The organism is Saccharothrix sp. (genome assembly GCF_031180885.1).
GTDB lineage: Bacteria > Actinomycetota > Actinomycetes > Mycobacteriales > Pseudonocardiaceae > Actinosynnema.
In genome coordinates this window covers 99,732-115,828 of the sequence record NZ_JAPSLK010000012.1, presented here as the reverse complement: position 1 = coordinate 115,828, position 16,097 = coordinate 99,732, and the positions used below count along the sequence as shown (strand labels likewise).

Below are 16,097 nucleotides of genomic sequence, written 5' to 3'. Positions count from 1 at the left end.
ACCTCGCCGCTGATGCGCCCGGCCGCTGATGCGCCCGGCCGCGGGCCGCGCCGCGCACTGCCGCCGGCCCGCCCAGCCGCTGGCCGCGCCGGGCCGCCGTCCTCAACCGCCGTCGTCAACCGCTGCCGGCACCTCGGATCGCCGCTCTCGACCGCCTCGCGGCCGGTCCTCGCGCGCTCCGGGCGCGGCCTCCGGCCCCCGGTTCCATCATCTCACCGGGGGCCGACAAAGCCGGGCGTACTGCCGTCGTAAGGACGCTCGCCTTATCCCGGCCTTACAGCTCGTCCAGGACGTCTTCCCAGCTCACGTACGCGAAGCCGGTGGTCGGCAGGTCGCCCGTCGCGGGAGTGCGCTCGCCGTCGTGGACGACCAGCAAGCCCCCCTCGTACTCGTCTCCCAGGTCGCCCATCACCAACTGGGCGCCGTCCGAGTGCTCGACCGAGTCGTTGCCGTCGCCCGCACCCACGACGAACTCGCCGACGTACCCGTTGCGGCCCGTCCGCTCGTACACCACGAACCGGGAGTCGCCCTGGCTGGAGGCCACCAGGTGGTCGCCGCCGATGGTCAGGCCCTCCGCGTCCGCCTCCAGGTGCCGGCCGCCGAAGCCCGGGTCGGCGCCGGACGCGGAGCACTCCCCGGTCTCCGGGTCGTAGGTCTGCGGCACCCCGAAGGAGCGAACCTTGTCGATCAGCTTCGGCGTCCCGAAACCGGTCGCGGTCAGCGGGATGCGCCAGATGCCGACGTCCTCCTGGGCCGCGTAGAGCACGCGGTTGGCCGAGTCGACGACCATGCCCTCCAGTTGCGGACCCTCGCCCGGCTCGCCGCACGGGGTCCACGAGGTGCCGCCGGGCAGCGGGAAGGTCGACGGGAGGTCCACAGTGGACACGACCTTGGTGCCGACCGCGCCGCCGGCGGCGGGCACGACGTGCAGCAGGGCCACGCGGGTCTCGTTGCGCCGGTTCACCACGACCACCGGCGTGCGGTCGACCCGCCCGGCGGCCAGGCCGTACGCCGTGTGCTGGTCGTCGACCTCCTCCTCGGACGCCGAGAACACCGGCCGCGCGGCCGGGTCGGTCACGTCCCGCACCACGGCCGATCCCGCCGCCGAGCCGCGGCCGTCGATCTCGTACACCCGGACCCGGTCCCGGCCCCGGTCGCTGACGAACGCGAGATCCCGGCGCACCCCGCCGACCAGGACCCGGCTGAGCACGTCGACGTTGTTGTACCGGCCGGGCTTGGCGCCCGGGTTCGGCGGCTGCGGCGCGGGGTAGGTGCCGAGGGTCCGGCCGCGCAGGTCGAACGCCGCCAGGCCGCCCTCCTTCAACGTCCCCAGCACGACGCTGCGCTCGGCCGAGCGCGGGTGGACCCAGATCGCGGGGTCGTCGGCGTCGGCGTTCGCCGGCGCACCGGACGCGTCGCCCACGAACGCACGCGTCTGCGCGACCGGCACCACGACCACCCCGGAGGACGCCACCGCGACGGGCGCGGCGACCAGCAACGGCACCAAAGCCAGGACAAGGGCTCGCATTCGCGGCAACGTACGAGGCACCGATGTACGCCCGCTGAAATCCGGGTGTACGCCGGACCTGTGCCACCGGTCACACGCGGAACAGACCGCAACGAGGTGGTGTTCCGCGCAGTAGACGCTTGGAGGACGCGATGCACGTCTTGCTGGATCAGGGCTTCACCGTCTTCGGCCAGAAGGTGTCCTACGCCGAGTTCATCGGCCAGGTCTTCGCCCTTGTCGTGGTCTACCTGGCTCAACGGCGCTCGCTGTGGACCTGGCCCGTGCAACTGGTGTCGGTCACCCTCCTGTTCGTCGTCTACATCTCGGCGCACCTCGGCGGCACCGCCTCCAGGCAGGTCGTGATCGCGTTGATCACCCTGTACGGCTGGTGGGCCTGGACCCGCCGCCGCGACCCGGTCTTCGGCGTCGTCGTCCGCAAGGGCACCCTCAAGGAACGCCTCGCCATCGCCGCCGCGTTCATCGTCGGCACCTCGGCGTTCGCCCTGGTCCTCGACGCCCTCGACGCCTCCTGGGCCCCGTGGCCGGACGCGGCGATCTTCGTCGGCACCGTGCTCGCCTTCACCCTCCAGGGACTCGGCCTGGTGGAGTTCTGGCTGGTCTGGCTGGTGGTCGACGCGATCGGCGTGCCGCTGCAACTCCAGTCCGGCCTGTACTTCAGCGCGCTGGTCTACACGGTCTTCGCGGTCCTGGTGATCCGGGGCTGGATCGACTGGAACCGCGAAGCGAAGCGAGCCGCCAACACCAGTTCCGCACCCGCCGAGCGGCCCCGCCCCGCCACCTGACCGGCCGCGAGCACCCAGCGCGTCACCGCCCGGCGGAAGCTCTGGCGACGTCCTCCGCCAACCGCCGCAGCTCGGCGTCCAGCGATTCGGGGTTCCGCAGCACGTGGTGCACCGCCCGCTGCACCACCCGGGTCACGTCGTCGTAGTGCGCCGTCCGCGGCCGGTTCCGCGCGCTCCGGACCGCCGCCTCCAGCACCACCAGGTGCGGCAACGGCGCCTGCAACGACGGCTCCTCGTACAGGCTCACCAACGTCGGCGGGTAACCGGCCTGCGTCAGCAACGCCTCCTGGCTCTCCGCCCCCGTCAAGAACCGGATGAACTCCCGCGCGGTCGCCTGATGGGCAGAACACCGCGACACCGCCAGGTTCCAACCCCCCAACGCCGCCGGCCCCGGCAGGGGCGCCATGCCGAACTTCCCGCTCAACGGCGACGCCGCCAACTCCGCCCGCGCGTACGGCCACGTGCGCAGGAACAGCGCCCGCCCCTCCAGGAACTCCTTCAAGCTCGCCGCCTCGTCGTAGCGCAGCGCCTCCTGCGGGATCCAGCCCTGCTTGACGCCGTTCGCCAGCCGCCCGACCCCTGCCCGCGCACCCGGACCACCGAAGTCGGCGGCATCCCCGCCGTGCCCCCACACCGCCTCCAGCACGTTCACCGTCAAGCCCTCGTACTGGCCCAACTGCCCCACGTACCCGGCGATGCCGTACTTCGGCGCGATGGTCGCGGCCTGCCGTTCGAGCTGGTCCCACGACGTCGGAGGGCTCGCCCCCTCCGCCGCCAGCAGGTCGGCTCGGTAGTACAGGACGCCCGCGTCGGCGCGCCACGGCACGGCCCACAGCGTCTCGCCGACCCGCGCCGACTCGACGGCAGCCGGCAGGAACCGGGCCGGCCCGATCTCCGGCTCGGGCAGCCTGGCCAGGTAGTTGGCCTGGGCGAAGGCCGCCGTCCACACCACGTCCAGGGTGACCACGTCGTAGCACTGCGCCCGGGCGTCCGCGCCCCGCCGGCCCGCCAGGTCGCCCGCGCGGGCCATCAGCTGGGCCCGGTAGTCGTCGGTGGGGGTGGGCATCGGCAGGTAGGTCACCTGCTCGACCGAGCTGGCGCGCGCGTTCCACGCCTCCACCCGCTGCTTGATCGGCCCGGACGAGGACAGGTCGTGGCTGTCCACGAACGTGATCCGCCCGCGGCCCTGGTACGCCGGGTCCACCGCCGGCACCCCGCACGCGGCCACCAGCAGCACGACCACCAGCCACCGGATCACGGCCCACCCCACAACTTGTCCGCGACCCAGTCCACGAGATCGACCCCGCCCGACTCCACGCAGTCACCCGGATAAGCCGCGTCGAACGCCCCCAACTGGGTCGTCGCACCACAGGCGCCCGCCGCGAGCCCCACGCCGTAAACGTCCACCGGCCGGTCCACCACGGGGCCGGGACGCGCCGGCGTCGTGGCCGAGGTGATCACCACGATCGGACGCTCCGAACCGTGCCGCGCCACCGCCGTGGCCACCACGTCCCCCGCCGTCTCCGGCGTGAACTCCAGCCGCGCGGCCCCCGGCGACAACGACGCGATCCGATCAGCCAGGGCAAGCGCCGGCCCAGACCCGTCCACGGCGAGCACCACGCCAACGGCGTCGCTCGCCGCCCGCCACGCCGCCCGCGCCGCCGCCGGGTTCACCTCGGGCACCAGCAACGGCGGCTTCCCCAGCCGCACCCGCTGGTGCACGCCCGGACTCCACGCCGCGTCCCGGAACCCGGCACGCCGGAACGCGCCCTGCCCGCCGTCCCCGAGCAGGTGGCCCAGGAACGCCGTCACCGCGGCCTCCCGGCGCTCGTTCGGCGGCCGGTTCCCCCGCCGCACCTCCACGAACGGGTGGTCCAGGTCGAACGTGCCCTCCTGCGGGTACAGCGGCGTCAGGCACGGCAGGTCGTCGCGCCCCACCGCCTTCTCCGACGCCAGCACGGCGACGGCGGTGTCCGGGCACACCGGCCCGGCGGTCGTCCGCAACGCCGCCTCCCGCAGCCGGCGAGCCGCGGTCGGGTCGTCCAGACCGACCTCACCCAACTCGGCCCCCACCACCGCGACCGCCGCCGCCAGAGCCGCGCCCGACGCCGCCGGGTCCACCGCCGCGAGTCGGAACGCCGCCAGGTCCCGCCACCGGAACGACCCGTCCGCCGACGCCCGGCTCGGCGCGACACCGAGCACCAGCGGCGAGCGCGCGACCGTGCCCCGGTCGGCCAGCTCGACGTCCTTGCGCCCGTTGTCCCGCAACACCCGCGCGGCCTCGTCCAGCTCCCACCGCACGTCCGGCAGCCACACGTGCGGCTCGGGGCCGTTGGTGGCCAGGTCGTGGTCCGGCCAGCCCCGGCCGATCGCCTCGACCGACGCCGCCGACGCCCGGGACGTCACGTGCACCTTCGCCCGCTTGCACCCGGTGTCGTCGCGGTAGGCGTCGCCGAAGTCCGCCGCCAGCCCGCGCACCACGTCCGCCTTCTCCGCCGACGACAGCACGTTGACCTGCACCGGCTCCGGGCACGGCACCGGCTCGGGCGCGCGGGCCGCCAGCGCGTCGCACGACAGCGGCACGGCCAGCAGCGGCACCAGCGCCACCACCGACCACCGGGGCCGGGGGAACGACCGGCGAGGCTGCGGCTTGGGGTGGTCCGGGCGGCTGATCCAGGCCTTGCCGTGGACCTCCTTCACGTCCACCGCGACCTCGCGGTAGGAGTCCGGGTCGCACACCGGGTCGTCGCGCACCACGTCCTGGTAGAACCGGTCGGACACGATCAGCGCCAGCTCGCCCGGCCGGCGGCGCAGCTCCTCGCGCAGGGCCGTCGACTCCAGCAGCCGGAACGCCAGCACCAGGCCGTCGCCCATCACGCCGTTGCCGTCGTTGGACACCTCGCCGGAGGTGATCGCGGCGCGCAGCCGGATCACCGCGTCGGGCGCGGCGGCCTTGTTGTGCCGGCGCAGCTGACCGGCGAGCACGTGCGGCAGGGACCCGACGACCCGGCCGTTGGGCACGCCGTGGGGGATGAGCACGAACAGACCGTCGCCCCGGTCCTCGTGGTAGGTGCCGTCCCAGTCGTCGGTCCACGGGATGCCGCACTCGGCGAACGCCCGGATCAGCGCGTCGTACAGGCCGCGCCGCACCGCCTCCTGCACGGTGCGCCCGCGCGCGCCGAAACCGGACACGTCCACGGCCAGCATCGTGCGGTGGACGGCGGGTCGAGGCGTCCCCATTGCCCCCCTCGTCGCCGGGCTCCCCGCGATTCTATGGTGTGGATCACAGGTCTTCACCGCTTTGACGCGGACGGGCGACTCACGGTCAGGGCGTCCTCGGAGGCCCGGAGATCGTCAGGGGGTTCCCAGGACCCGCCCTCCGACCGTTGCGGGCCGCAGAAGGCCGCTCAGGCCGGAAAAACGGCGAACGCCGGGGACTCCACTCGATCAGGTGGAGTCCCCGGCGTTCGCCAGGAGCCTGGGTCAGGCCAGACCGGCGTCCGTGGTGGACGGGCCGGCCGCCGACACGTCGTCGATCTTGTAGCGGCGGGCCGCCTCGACGACCTTCGCCTGGTCGACCTCGCCGCGCTTGGCCAGCGCCTGCAGGGTGGCGACCACGATCGACTCCGCGTCCACCAGGAAGTGCCGGCGCGCGGCCGGGCGGGTGTCGGAGAAGCCGAAGCCGTCGGTGCCCAGGGTGACCATGTCGGTCGGCACGTACGGGCGGATCAGGTCCGGCACCGCGGTCATCCAGTCCGACACCGCCACGACCGGGCCGGCCGCGTCGGCCAGCGCCTGCGTCACGTACGGCACGCGCGGCTCCTGGTCGGGGTGCAGCAGGTTGTGCCGGTCGACCTCCACGGCCTCGCGGCGCAGCTCCGAGTACGACGTCGCCGACCACACGTCGGCCTGCACGCCCCACTCCTCGGCGAGCATCTGCTGCGCCTTGACCGCCCACGGCATCGCCACGCCGGACGCGAGCAACTGCACGCGCGGACCGGCCGCCGCACCGCCCTGCTGGTACCGGTAGAGGCCCTTGAGCAGGCCCTCGACGTCCAGGTCCGCGGGCTCGGCCGGCTGCTGGTACGGCTCGTTGTAGACGGTCATGTAGTAGAAGACGTTCTCGGCGTTCTCGCCGTACATCCGCCGCAGGCCGTCCTTGACGATGTGCGCCACCTCGAACGACCACGCCGGGTCGTAGGCGATCACCGCCGGGTTGGTGTGCGCGAGCAGCAGCGAGTGGCCGTCGGCGTGCTGCAGGCCCTCGCCGGTCAGCGTCGTGCGGCCGGCGGTCGCGCCCAGCACGAAGCCGCGGGCCATCTGGTCCGCCGCCGCCCACAGGCCGTCACCGGTCCGCTGGAACCCGAACATCGAGTAGAAGATGTAGATCGGGATCATCGGCTCGCCGTGCGTCGCGTACGACGTGCCGGCGGCGGTGAACGACGCCGTGGAACCGGCCTCGTTGATGCCCTCGTGCAGGATCTGCCCCTGCTCGGACTCCTTGTACGCCAGCATCAGCTGGGCGTCCACGGACGTGTACATCTGCCCGTTGGGGTTGTAGATCTTCTGCGCCGGGAACATCGAGTCCATGCCGAACGTGCGCGCCTCGTCCGGGATGATCGGCACGATCCGGCCGCCGATCTCCGGGTCCTTGGCCAGGTCGCGGACCAGCCGGACGAACGCCATCGTGGTGGCGACCTCCTGCTTGCCCGAGCCCTTGCGGACCACGTCGTAGACCTTGTCGCCGGGCAGCACCAGCGCCTTGGACTTCGCCCGGCGCTCCGGTACGAACCCGCCGAGCTGCTTGCGCCGCTCCAGCAGGTACTGGACCTCCGGCGCGTCCGGGCCGGGGTGGTAGTACGGCGGCAGGTACGGGTCCAGCTCGTTGTCGGAGATCGGGATGCGCAGGCTGTCCCGCAGGAGCTTCAGGTCCTCCAGGGTCAGCTTCTTCATCTGGTGGGTGGCGTTGCGGGCCGCGAAGTGCGGGCCCAGGCCGTAGCCCTTGATGGTCTTGGCGAGGATCACCGTCGGCTGGCCGTGGTGCTCGGTGGCCGCCTTGTAGGCCGCGTAGACCTTGCGGTAGTCGTGGCCGCCGCGCTTGAGGTTCCACACCTCGTCGTCGCTCATGTGCTCGACCAGCGCCTTCGTGCGCGGGTCGCGGCCGAAGAAGTGCTCCTTGACGTACGCGCCGTCGTTGGCCTTGTAGGTCTGGTAGTCGCCGTCGGGCGTGGTGTTCATCAGGTTCACCAGCGCGCCGTCGCGGTCGGCGTGCAGCAGGGCGTCCCACTCACGGCCCCAGATGACCTTGATGACGTTCCAGCCGGCGCCCCGGAAGAACGCCTCCAGCTCCTGGATGATCTTGCCGTTGCCGCGGACCGGGCCGTCCAGGCGCTGCAGGTTGCAGTTGACCACGAAGGTCAGGTTGTCCAGCTGCTCGTTGGCCGCCACCTGGAGCAGGCCGCGCGACTCCGGCTCGTCCATCTCGCCGTCGCCGAGGAACGCCCACACGTGCTGGTCGGAGGTGTCCTTGATGCCGCGGTCGTGCAGGTAGCGGTTGAACCGCGCCTGGTAGATCGCGTTCATCGGGCCCAGGCCCATGGAGACGGTCGGGAACTCCCAGAAGTCCGGCATCAGCCGCGGGTGCGGGTAGGACGGCAGGCCGCCGCCCGGACCGGCGTGCGAGTGCTCCTGGCGGAAGCCGTCGAGCTGCTCGGCGGTCAGCCGGCCCTCCAGGAAGGCGCGCGCGTACACGCCGGGCGACGCGTGGCCCTGGATGAACACGTGGTCGCCGCCGCCGGGGTGGTCCTTGCCGCGGAAGAAGTGGTTGAAGCCCACCTCGTAGAGGCTCGCGCTGGAGGCGTAGGTCGAGATGTGGCCGCCGACACCCACGCCGGGCCGCTGCGCGCGGTGCACGGTGATCGCCGCGTTCCACCGGATCCACGCACGGTAGCGGCGCTCCACCTCCTCGTCACCGGGGAACCACGGCTCGCGCTCGGTGGGGATGGTGTTGACGTAGTCCGTGCTGGTCAGCGACGGGACGCCGACGTGGCTCTCCCGGGCGCGCTCGAGCAGGCGCAGCATCAGGTAGCGCGCTCGCTGCTGACCGCCGCCCTTGAGCACGGCGTCGAACGACTCCAGCCACTCCGCGGTCTCCTCCGGGTCGATGTCCGGCAGGTGGGCGGCCAGGCCGTCACGGATGACGCGCACCCGTTCGGGAGTGTTCTGCGGGCTCAAGGGATCTCCTCAATCCGGGGTCTCTGGTTCCCATCGTTGCCTTCAAGACACCATCCCGTCACCGCTACCGGTGAGTAGTTCTGGATCGTGTCCCTCGCGCGCGCGAATAGGAGGTATGTAGAGCCTGCCTCATCCGGATGGCGGAAGGCACCCCGGGGTACCCGATGCGGCGTGTCTCGGCCCTTACGGTTGCGCTTGCCTGGTGTGACAGTGTTCGCTAGCCGCGACTGGTAGTGACGTCGCGCGGCAGTCGAACCCGGCTGCCGCTCTTGTGTACTTGGAGGAGTGGAAGCCGTGGTCGCCGCGGAAGACGCCGGCAAGGTCGGTGTCGCCGATAGGCTCGGGATCGACCCGGGCGCTGTGGTCCAGGAAATCGGCTGGGGTGAGGACGTCGACGACGACCTCCGTGCGGCGGTCGAGGAGCGCATCGGCAGCGATCTGCTCGACGAGGACGCCGACGAAGTCGTGGACGTGGTCCTGCTGTGGTGGCGTGAGGACGACGGCGACCTGGTGGACGCCCTGGTCGACGCCATCGGCCCGCTCGCGGACGATGGCGTGATCTGGGTCCTGACGCCCAAGACCGGGCGGCCCGGGTACGTCGAGCCGAGCGACATCGCCGAGGCCGTGCCGACCGCGGGGCTGGCCCAGACCTCCTCCATCAGCGCGAGCGCGGACTGGTCGGCAGTGCGGCTGGTGTCGCCGAAGTCGGTCAAGTCCAAGCGCTGAGACCTGATACTCGGCAGTTCCCACCCGTGCCGCTAGGCTCGACGACGGGCTCCGCGCGGAGCCCGTCTTCTTGGGCTTTGCACTTTTCACTTGGCGGAAGGGCGAGGAATGTCGGTCGAGGTCGGTTCGCAGGCTCCGGACTTCACGCTCAACGACTACAACAAGCAGCCGGTGACGCTGTCGTCGTTCCGCGGCGAGCGCAACGTCCTGCTGGTGTTCTACCCGTTCGCGTTCAGCGGCATCTGCACCGGCGAGCTGTGCCAGGTGCGCGACGAGCTGGCCACGTACGAGAACGAGAACGTGCAGGTCATCGGGGTTTCGGTGGACACGCCGTTCAGCCTCAAGGCGTGGGCGGACCAGCAGGGCTACACGTTCCCGCTGCTGTCGGACTTCTGGCCGCACGGCAAGGTGGCGAGCGAGTACGGCGTGTTCAACGAGGCGGCGGGCCTGGCCAACCGCGGCACGTTCCTGATCGACACCGAGGGCGTGGTCCGCTACGCCGAGGTCAACGCGCCGGGTGAGGCGCGCGACCAGGAGGCGTGGAAGAAGGCCGTCGCCGCGCTGGGGGCCTGATAGCGTTTCCCCCGGTACGCCGCCCGCGGGCGCGTGCCGGTCCGGGCGTGTAGCTCAGCGGAAGAGCACTCGGTTTACACCCGAGCGGTCGCAGGTTCGAATCCTGTCGCGCCCACCGACTGTGTGCTGGTTCACATTTTATTCCCGGGGAGATCGATCGCCCGCGGGCAATTCGCAAAACCTCCGGTGTCCACCATCAGGGTATTGCGGACCGGTAACGCCGACCGGGACGCTGGTCACATGCACAACCCGGAGCTACACGTCAAGCTCCCACCCGATCTGCCGACGGAAAGTTACGAAGGTATCCGTCAAGCCGTGTCCAGCCTGCTGGAACTCTGGGGCGTGGACGACGTGACACCGCAACTGGTCGAGGCGGTGTCGCGGACAGCTTCGGAGTCCCGCGGCTAAGCTGTCCGCGCCCTCGATCAATCCCGTCCCCGCCTGCGGGCCGGCACGGCACCCAGCGCCAGCGCGGCTCCGGCCGTTTGCAGCAACGCCGTCGCGAACTCCAACCACGGGCGATCGGCCGCGACCTGGGCGGCGCGGAGCTGTGGCTCCCGGCGGACGAGGTAGTGCGGCTCGGCCATGTGATCGGCGCAGTTGCGCACCGGCCGACCCATTCGCGAGATCGTCGCCCGGCTGCGGAGCTACTCGTACGAGGTGGACGCGCCCGACGGCGCACACGGCCGGTACACGAAGGCGGACCAGGTGCTCGTCAGCCAGGACGTCGACGGGTTTAACCCGTGGCTGGACCGGACCCAAGCGGTCGGCCACGTTTGCGGAGCGGTTCGCGCGGCTCGGATACGAGGTGCCGGCGTTCGAGCACCTGAACCGGCCGTTGACCCCGCTGTGGGGAGCGCTCCTCGCGACTGGCGGGCTCGCGCTCCTGCCGCCGGGGGCCGAAGTGCCGTTTGCGCACGCGTTGAAGGTGATCCGGTCCGGGTCGTGGCTGTCCGGGACGCGGTCGAGGCGTTGGAAGCTGTCGGGTACCGGGTGCGGCGGAAGGAGGCACAGCACGACGGGTTCGACCGGACCGACTTCGACCTGTTGGACCGGGTGAACACGACCGAACCGGTGGACATGCGGACCCTCGTCCGGGAGGCCCTGTGGTTCGAACTGCCACTGCACGAGGTGGCCGCGCGGCTGGAGCGGATGGGGATGGAGGTGCCCGACCTGGCGATGGAGTTGCCCGCGCTCTTGAAGCGGGTGCCGATGATTAGGGGTTGCCAACGGGGGCTCCTCAGGTGAGAAGCCCCCTATGCCTAACAGCGTTCAGGACGTAGCTTGTCCGCCATGTCGCCCAAGACGGTCGCCGCGGTGGTCGGGGTCGCTTTCTTCCTGGCAGGGCTGTTGATCATGCTGCTGCCGCTGTCCACCGACGCGCCCTCGGGCATCGCGGTGCCCTGCGGGAACAGTCTCGGCATGGGGTTCGACGAGGTCGCGGCCGAGGCCGAGGGTGGGGCGCTGGTCGAGATCTGTTCGCGGCTGCGGGTCGAACGACTCGCGTGGGCGGCGCCGGTGACCGTGTTGGGGGCGCTGCTCGTGGTGGGGGCGGTGGTCGTGCGGCGGAGGTCTGCGGCATAGCGAAGCCCCCGACCACAAGCCGGGGGCTTCGGGAAACCGGAGTGGCCTAGCGGGCCAGCAGGGAGGTGATCTCCTGGGCCGCGCCGCCCGCCTCCAGCAGGTGGCGAAGGTTCTCGGGGAGCACGTCGCCGCGCTTCTGCACGGCCTGCGCGTACAGCCGACCCGCCCGGTACGAGGACCGGACCAGCGGACCCGCCATGACGCCGGAGAAGCCGATGCCCTCGGCGGTCTCCTTGTGCACCACGAACTCCTCCGGCTTCACCCAGCGCTCGACCGGGTGGTGCCGCGGCGACGGGCGCAGGTACTGGGTGATCGTGATGATCTCGCAGCCCGCGTCGTGCAGGTCGTGCAGCGCCTCGGTGACCTCCTCGGGGGTCTCGCCCATGCCGAGGATGAGGTTCGACTTGGTCACCAGGCCGGCCTCGCGGGCCTTCGTGATGACCTCCAGCGACCGCTCGTAGCGGAACGCCGGGCGGATCCGCTTGAAGATCCGCGGCACGGTCTCCAGGTTGTGCGCGAGCACCTCGGGGCGCGAGTCGAAGACCTCGGCCAGTTGCTCGGGCACCGCGTTGAAGTCCGGGATCAGCAGCTCGACGCCCGTGCCCGGGTTGAGCGCGTGGATCTGGCGGACGGTCTCGGCGTACAGCCACGCGCCGCCGTCCTCGAGGTCGTCACGCGCGACGCCCGTGACGGTCGAGTAGCGCAGGCCCATGGCCTGGACGGACTCGGCGACCCGGCGCGGCTCGTCGCGGTCCAGGTCGGCGGGCTTGCCGGTGTCGATCTGGCAGAAGTCGCAGCGGCGGGTGCACTGCTCGCCACCGATGAGGAAGGTGGCCTCCCGGTCTTCCCAGCACTCGTAGATGTTGGGACAACCGGCCTCTTCGCACACCGTGTGCAGGCCCTCGCGCTTGACCAGACCTTTGAGTTCCCGGTACTCGGGACCCATCTTCGCCTTGGTCTTGATCCACGAGGGCTTCTTCTCGATGGGCGTTTGGCTGTTGCGCACCTCTAGGCGCAGCAGCTTCCGACCTTCAGGTACGACGGTCACGGCCTCAACACTACGTCACGCCGGATCGGGCGCGACGCCCGTGAGCTTGGCCGTCAGGTCCCACAACCGGCTCGCGGCCGGCTCGTCCTCGGCCGCCGCCGCGGAGCCCGAACGGGTCGGGTACCCGCGCATCCCGCGGAACCCGTCGGGGCCGTAATACGCGCCGCCGACGACGTCCGGCGCGGTGGCCGCGTAGAGCTGCGGCAACGCCCCCAGCTCGACCGACTGGGCGAAGAAGTCGCTGATCTTGGCCCCGACGGACATGATCGGGTTGCGCCGGGAGCGGGCCATGTTGGTGCTCAGCTCGGTCGCCGTGACGCCCGGGTGGGCCGCGACGGACGTCACGTCCAGGCCCGCGGCGCGGCAGCGGCGCTCCAGCTCGCGCGCGAACAGCAGGTTGGCCAGCTTGGACTGCCCGTACGCGCCCCACGACGTGTAGCGGCGGACCTCGTAGTTCGGGTCGGCGAGGTCGATCGCGCCCATCTGGTGCGCGAGGCTCGACACGGTGACCACGCGTGCCGCCGGGGTGGCCCTGAGCAGCGGCATCAGCAGCCACGTCAGGGCGGCGTGGCCCAGGTGGTTGGTGCCGAACTGGCGCTCGAAGCCGTCGGCGGTGCGGCCCAGCGGCACCGCCATCACCCCGGCGTTGTTGACCAGGACGTCCAGCCGGTCGGTGCGCTCGCGGACGGCCTTCGCGGCGTCGTGGACCGAGCCCAGGTCGGCCAGGTCCAGCTCGACCAGCTCGGCCTTGTCCCCGACCCGCTCCAGCGCGCGCTGCCCGCGTTCAGGGGACCGGCAGGCCATCAGGACGCGCGCGCCCTTCCCGGCCAGCACCTCGGCGGTGCGCAACCCGAGACCGGAGTTCGCCCCGGTCACGAGCACGGTCCGGCCGGTCTGGTCGGGGATGTCCGCCTCGGTCCACTTCGCCATGGTCACCACCCAACCGCAAGTCAGGCGCTCTTGGCGAGCCTGGTGTGGCGGGCCGGCGCCTTGGCCCGCGGCGCGTTGCGGATGAGCGCCAGGAACGCGGCGCCGACCTTGGCGATCTCGTCGGACGGCTCGGTGAGGTCCGCCAGCCCGGCGGTCAGGGCCAGCATCCGCTGCTCGCGCTCGATCGCGTCCTGCGCGGTCAGGTGCTCGTCCAGCACCGCGCGCAGCACGGGCTGCTCGGCGGCCAGCGCGCGCCAGGTGTGGGCGACGGTCTCGACGCGGTCGCCGGCGTCCTCCAGCGCGACGCCGAGGCGCCCGGTGAGCTGCTGCATCCACCGGTAGTGCAGGGCCGCGAGCAGCTCGCTCTCGGTGGCGAACAGGTCGCGGTCGAAGGTCAGGGGCGCCGCGGGATCCCCCGCCGCGGCGTCTAGCACGGCGTCCAGAGCGTCGCGCCGTCGGTAGAAGTCGGTCCAACCCATGATCACGCCCTCCTCTCGTGACGCGGCTCATACCTGAGGTCTTTGGCATACCGCCGGTATGGCCGATGGGACGAACATACCACGAGTACGTACCGTCGGTATGTCGTACGGTTGTGAACGTGGTGACAGTGCGGTCCAGGCGTGTCGAGTACTCGGAGTCCACCAGGCAGGCACTGGTGGACAGTGCCGTCGAGCTGTTCACCAAACGGGGGTACGCCGGCACGTCCCTGGACGAGGTCGCCAAGCGGGCACGCCTGACGAAAGGCGCGCTGTACCACCACTTCAGCGGCAAGCAGGCCCTGTTCGAGGCCGCGTTCGACTCGGTCGAGAACGCCTTCATGCGCAAGCTCGGCGAGATCGTCAGCGCTCCCGGCGACCCGTGGGACACGGCCATCGCGGGGCTGCGGGCGTACGTGCGGGTGTGCCTGGAGCCGTCCTACCAGCGCATCGTGATCCACGAGGCTCCGGTGGTCATGGGCTGGGAGCGGTGGCGGGAGGCCGAGGAGCACTTCAGCTACGGCCTGCTCCGGTCGACCATCGAGGTGCTGATCACCAGCGGCGAGCTGGAGCAGCTGCCGGTGGAGACCATGGCCCGGTTGCTGTTCGGGTCGCTGTCGGCCGGGGCGAGCATGATCGCCGGGGCGGCGGATCCGAAGAAGGCCAGTGCGGAGGTGGAGCGGACCATCGTGCGGGTGGTCGAGGGATTGCGCGTCAACGGCACTCCCCGCCCGGCCGAGCCGGCCCGAGAGCACCGCTCCCGCTCACGCCGCCGCTGAGGTCGCGGGAGCGGTCCCGCCGGGCGGATAGGTTGGGGGGTGTGGAACTGCGTATCTTCACCGAGCCCCAGCAGGGGGCGTCCTACGACGACCTGCTCCGAGTCGCCCGTACCGCCGAAGACGCCGGGTTCGGGGCCTTCTTCCGCTCCGACCACTACCTCAAGATGGGCTCCGCCGACGGCCTGCCCGGCCCCACCGACGCGTGGATCACGTTGGCCGGCCTGGCGCGCGAGACCAAGTCCATCCGGCTCGGCACGTTGGTGACCGCCGCCACCTTCCGGCACCCCGGACCGCTGGCCATCTCGGTCGCGCAGGTGGACCAGATGTCCGGTGGGCGGGTGGAGTTCGGGCTCGGCTCCGGGTGGTTCGAGGACGAGCACACCGCCTACGGGTTGCGGTTCCCGACGCTCGGCGAGCGGTTCGAGGTGTTCGAGGAGCAGCTGGAGATCGTCACCGGGCTGTGGGGCACGCCGCTGGGCGAGACGTACTCCTTCGAGGGCAAGCACTACACGCTCACCGACTCGCCCGCGCTGCCCAAGCCGGTCCAGAAGCCCGTGCCCGTGGTGGTCGGGGGCAAGGGCGCCAAGCGGACGCCGGCGCTGGCGGCCCGGTTCGCGACCGAGTTCAACCTGCCGTTCGTGGGCATGGACTTCGCCGCCGAGCAGTTCGAGCGGGTGGCCGCCGCGTGCCGGGACATCGGGCGGGACCCGGCGACCATGACGCGTTCGGTCGCCCTCACCGCCTGCGTCGGCCGGGACGACGCCGAGGTCGCCAAGCGGGCCGCCGCGATCGGGTGGGACTTCGACGAGCTGAAGGCCAACGGGCTCACCGGCACCGTGGCCGAGGTGCAGGACCGGCTCGGGCAGTGGCGGGAGCGGACCGGGATCTCGCGGGTCTACTTCCAGGTGCTCGACCTCGCCGACCTCGACCACGTCGAGCTGATCGCGAGCGTCACGCCCTGAGCTGACCGGCCACGTCGGAAGCGGCGGTGAGCAGGACGAGCACGGGCACGGTCGCCGCGCTGCGCAAGCGGTAGCTGCCGCGCTTGTCCTGCTCCACCACGCCGGAACCGGTCAGCGCCTTCAGGTGGTGGTAGAGCTGCCCGGTGGACCCCAGCCGGGCCGTCTCCTGGAGCGCCGCCGCCGGCTGGGGACCCTGGGCCAGCAGGCAACGGACGATGTCCACGCGGGCGGGGTGCGCCAACGCCGCCAGCACCTCGATGCGCGGCCGGTCCGCCAGGGACAGGGCACGTTCGGGCGTCACGTCGATGCGCCACGACACCCGGCCGCCGCCCAGCGAAACCCGTCCGCCGTAACCCAGTTCGCCGCCGCCGTCGTCGCTCTCGGGCAGCACGACGGTCTCCCGCTCCTCACCCTCCAGCGCCGCCACGCGCTGCTCCAGCTCGGCCAGCCGTCGCACCAGGTCCACCCCGGTCAT

At 71.6% G+C, this 16,097-nt stretch carries 16 protein-coding genes and 1 tRNA gene; 8 read left to right on the top strand and 9 right to left on the bottom strand.

Translation table 11 applies throughout. The features are described 5' to 3' along the window. Positions 1 to 274: 274 nt before the first annotated feature. Positions 275 to 1,528, bottom strand: a complete 1,254-nt coding sequence (locus tag RIN75_RS17345; RefSeq protein WP_309112973.1) for a phytase — start codon at positions 1,526 to 1,528, stop codon at positions 275 to 277. Between the two features lie 131 nt (positions 1,529 to 1,659). Here RIN75_RS17345 and pnuC point away from each other — a divergent pair, with 131 nt between their 5' ends. Continuing rightward, a complete protein-coding gene (pnuC, locus tag RIN75_RS17340) occupies positions 1,660 to 2,310 on the top strand; it encodes a nicotinamide riboside transporter PnuC (RefSeq protein ID WP_309112972.1) in 651 nt (216 codons plus the stop codon). A gap of 22 nt (positions 2,311 to 2,332) precedes the next feature. Here the strand turns inward: pnuC and RIN75_RS17335 are convergent, their stop codons facing one another. The 3 genes from RIN75_RS17335 to aceE form a co-directional block, all read right to left on the bottom strand. Then, positions 2,333 to 3,568: an ABC transporter substrate-binding protein gene (locus tag RIN75_RS17335; RefSeq protein ID WP_309112971.1), complete on the bottom strand. Its 1,236-nt coding sequence runs from the start codon at positions 3,566 to 3,568 to the stop codon at positions 2,333 to 2,335. After that, positions 3,565 to 5,550, bottom strand: a complete 1,986-nt coding sequence (locus RIN75_RS17330) for a substrate-binding domain-containing protein (RefSeq protein WP_309112970.1) — start codon at positions 5,548 to 5,550, stop codon at positions 3,565 to 3,567. The genes RIN75_RS17335 and RIN75_RS17330 overlap by 4 nt, the downstream gene beginning before the upstream one ends. 243 nt (positions 5,551 to 5,793) lie before the next feature. Continuing rightward, positions 5,794 to 8,544: a pyruvate dehydrogenase (acetyl-transferring), homodimeric type gene (gene aceE / locus RIN75_RS17325; RefSeq protein WP_309112969.1), complete on the bottom strand. Its 2,751-nt coding sequence runs from the start codon at positions 8,542 to 8,544 to the stop codon at positions 5,794 to 5,796. A 294-nt stretch (positions 8,545 to 8,838) separates the two neighbouring features. On the opposite strand from aceE, the gene RIN75_RS17320 reads away from it, so the two are divergent. The 3 genes from RIN75_RS17320 (at position 8,839) to RIN75_RS17310 (ending at position 9,958) form a co-directional block, all read left to right on the top strand. Beyond that, positions 8,839 to 9,270, top strand: a complete 432-nt coding sequence (locus RIN75_RS17320; protein WP_309112968.1) for a DUF3052 domain-containing protein — start codon at positions 8,839 to 8,841, stop codon at positions 9,268 to 9,270. A 108-nt stretch (positions 9,271 to 9,378) separates the two neighbouring features. Next, positions 9,379 to 9,843 (top strand): peroxiredoxin, encoded by a 465-nt coding sequence (locus RIN75_RS17315; RefSeq protein WP_309112967.1) that lies wholly within the window; start codon positions 9,379 to 9,381, stop codon positions 9,841 to 9,843. A gap of 43 nt (positions 9,844 to 9,886) precedes the next feature. Continuing rightward, positions 9,887 to 9,958, top strand: a tRNA-Val gene (locus RIN75_RS17310). 310 nt (positions 9,959 to 10,268) lie between these two features. Here the strand turns inward: RIN75_RS17310 and RIN75_RS17305 are convergent. Further along, the gene (locus RIN75_RS17305; RefSeq protein WP_309112966.1) at positions 10,269 to 10,463 is read right to left on the bottom strand and encodes a hypothetical protein; all 195 of its coding nucleotides are present in this window, start codon (positions 10,461 to 10,463) and stop codon (positions 10,269 to 10,271) included. A gap of 325 nt (positions 10,464 to 10,788) precedes the next feature. Between RIN75_RS17305 and RIN75_RS17300 the strand changes: the two genes are divergently transcribed. Both RIN75_RS17300 and RIN75_RS17295 read left to right on the top strand, forming a co-directional pair. After that, entirely contained in the window at positions 10,789 to 11,091 is a 303-nt protein-coding gene (locus RIN75_RS17300; protein WP_309112965.1) for a hypothetical protein, read from the top strand. Between the two features lie 45 nt (positions 11,092 to 11,136). Further along, positions 11,137 to 11,427, top strand: a complete 291-nt coding sequence (locus tag RIN75_RS17295) for a hypothetical protein (RefSeq protein ID WP_309112964.1) — start codon at positions 11,137 to 11,139, stop codon at positions 11,425 to 11,427. A gap of 46 nt (positions 11,428 to 11,473) precedes the next feature. Here the strand turns inward: RIN75_RS17295 and lipA are convergent, their stop codons facing one another. The 3 genes from lipA to RIN75_RS17280 are packed head-to-tail and all read right to left on the bottom strand — an operon-like array spanning position 11,474 to position 13,884. Beyond that, a complete protein-coding gene (gene lipA / locus RIN75_RS17290; RefSeq protein WP_309112963.1) occupies positions 11,474 to 12,475 on the bottom strand; it encodes a lipoyl synthase in 1,002 nt (333 codons plus the stop codon). Positions 12,476 to 12,490: 15 nt separating this feature from the next. Further along, on the bottom strand, positions 12,491 to 13,405 hold the full coding sequence (locus RIN75_RS17285) for an oxidoreductase (RefSeq protein WP_309112962.1): 915 nt from the start codon (positions 13,403 to 13,405) through the stop codon (positions 12,491 to 12,493). Positions 13,406 to 13,425: 20 nt separating this feature from the next. Next, positions 13,426 to 13,884: a hypothetical protein gene (locus RIN75_RS17280; RefSeq protein ID WP_309112961.1), complete on the bottom strand. Its 459-nt coding sequence runs from the start codon at positions 13,882 to 13,884 to the stop codon at positions 13,426 to 13,428. A gap of 128 nt (positions 13,885 to 14,012) precedes the next feature. On the opposite strand from RIN75_RS17280, the gene RIN75_RS17275 reads away from it, so the two are divergent. Then, positions 14,013 to 14,660: a TetR/AcrR family transcriptional regulator gene (locus tag RIN75_RS17275; RefSeq protein WP_309113044.1), complete on the top strand. Its 648-nt coding sequence runs from the start codon at positions 14,013 to 14,015 to the stop codon at positions 14,658 to 14,660. Between the two features lie 41 nt (positions 14,661 to 14,701). Then, entirely contained in the window at positions 14,702 to 15,622 is a 921-nt protein-coding gene (locus RIN75_RS17270) for an LLM class F420-dependent oxidoreductase (RefSeq protein ID WP_309112960.1), read from the top strand. On the opposite strand, the gene RIN75_RS17265 is transcribed toward RIN75_RS17270, so the two are convergent. Beyond that, positions 15,612 to 16,097, bottom strand: a complete 486-nt coding sequence (locus RIN75_RS17265) for a helix-turn-helix domain-containing protein (protein ID WP_309112959.1) — start codon at positions 16,095 to 16,097, stop codon at positions 15,612 to 15,614. The two genes, RIN75_RS17270 and RIN75_RS17265, sit on opposite strands and share 11 nt — an antisense overlap.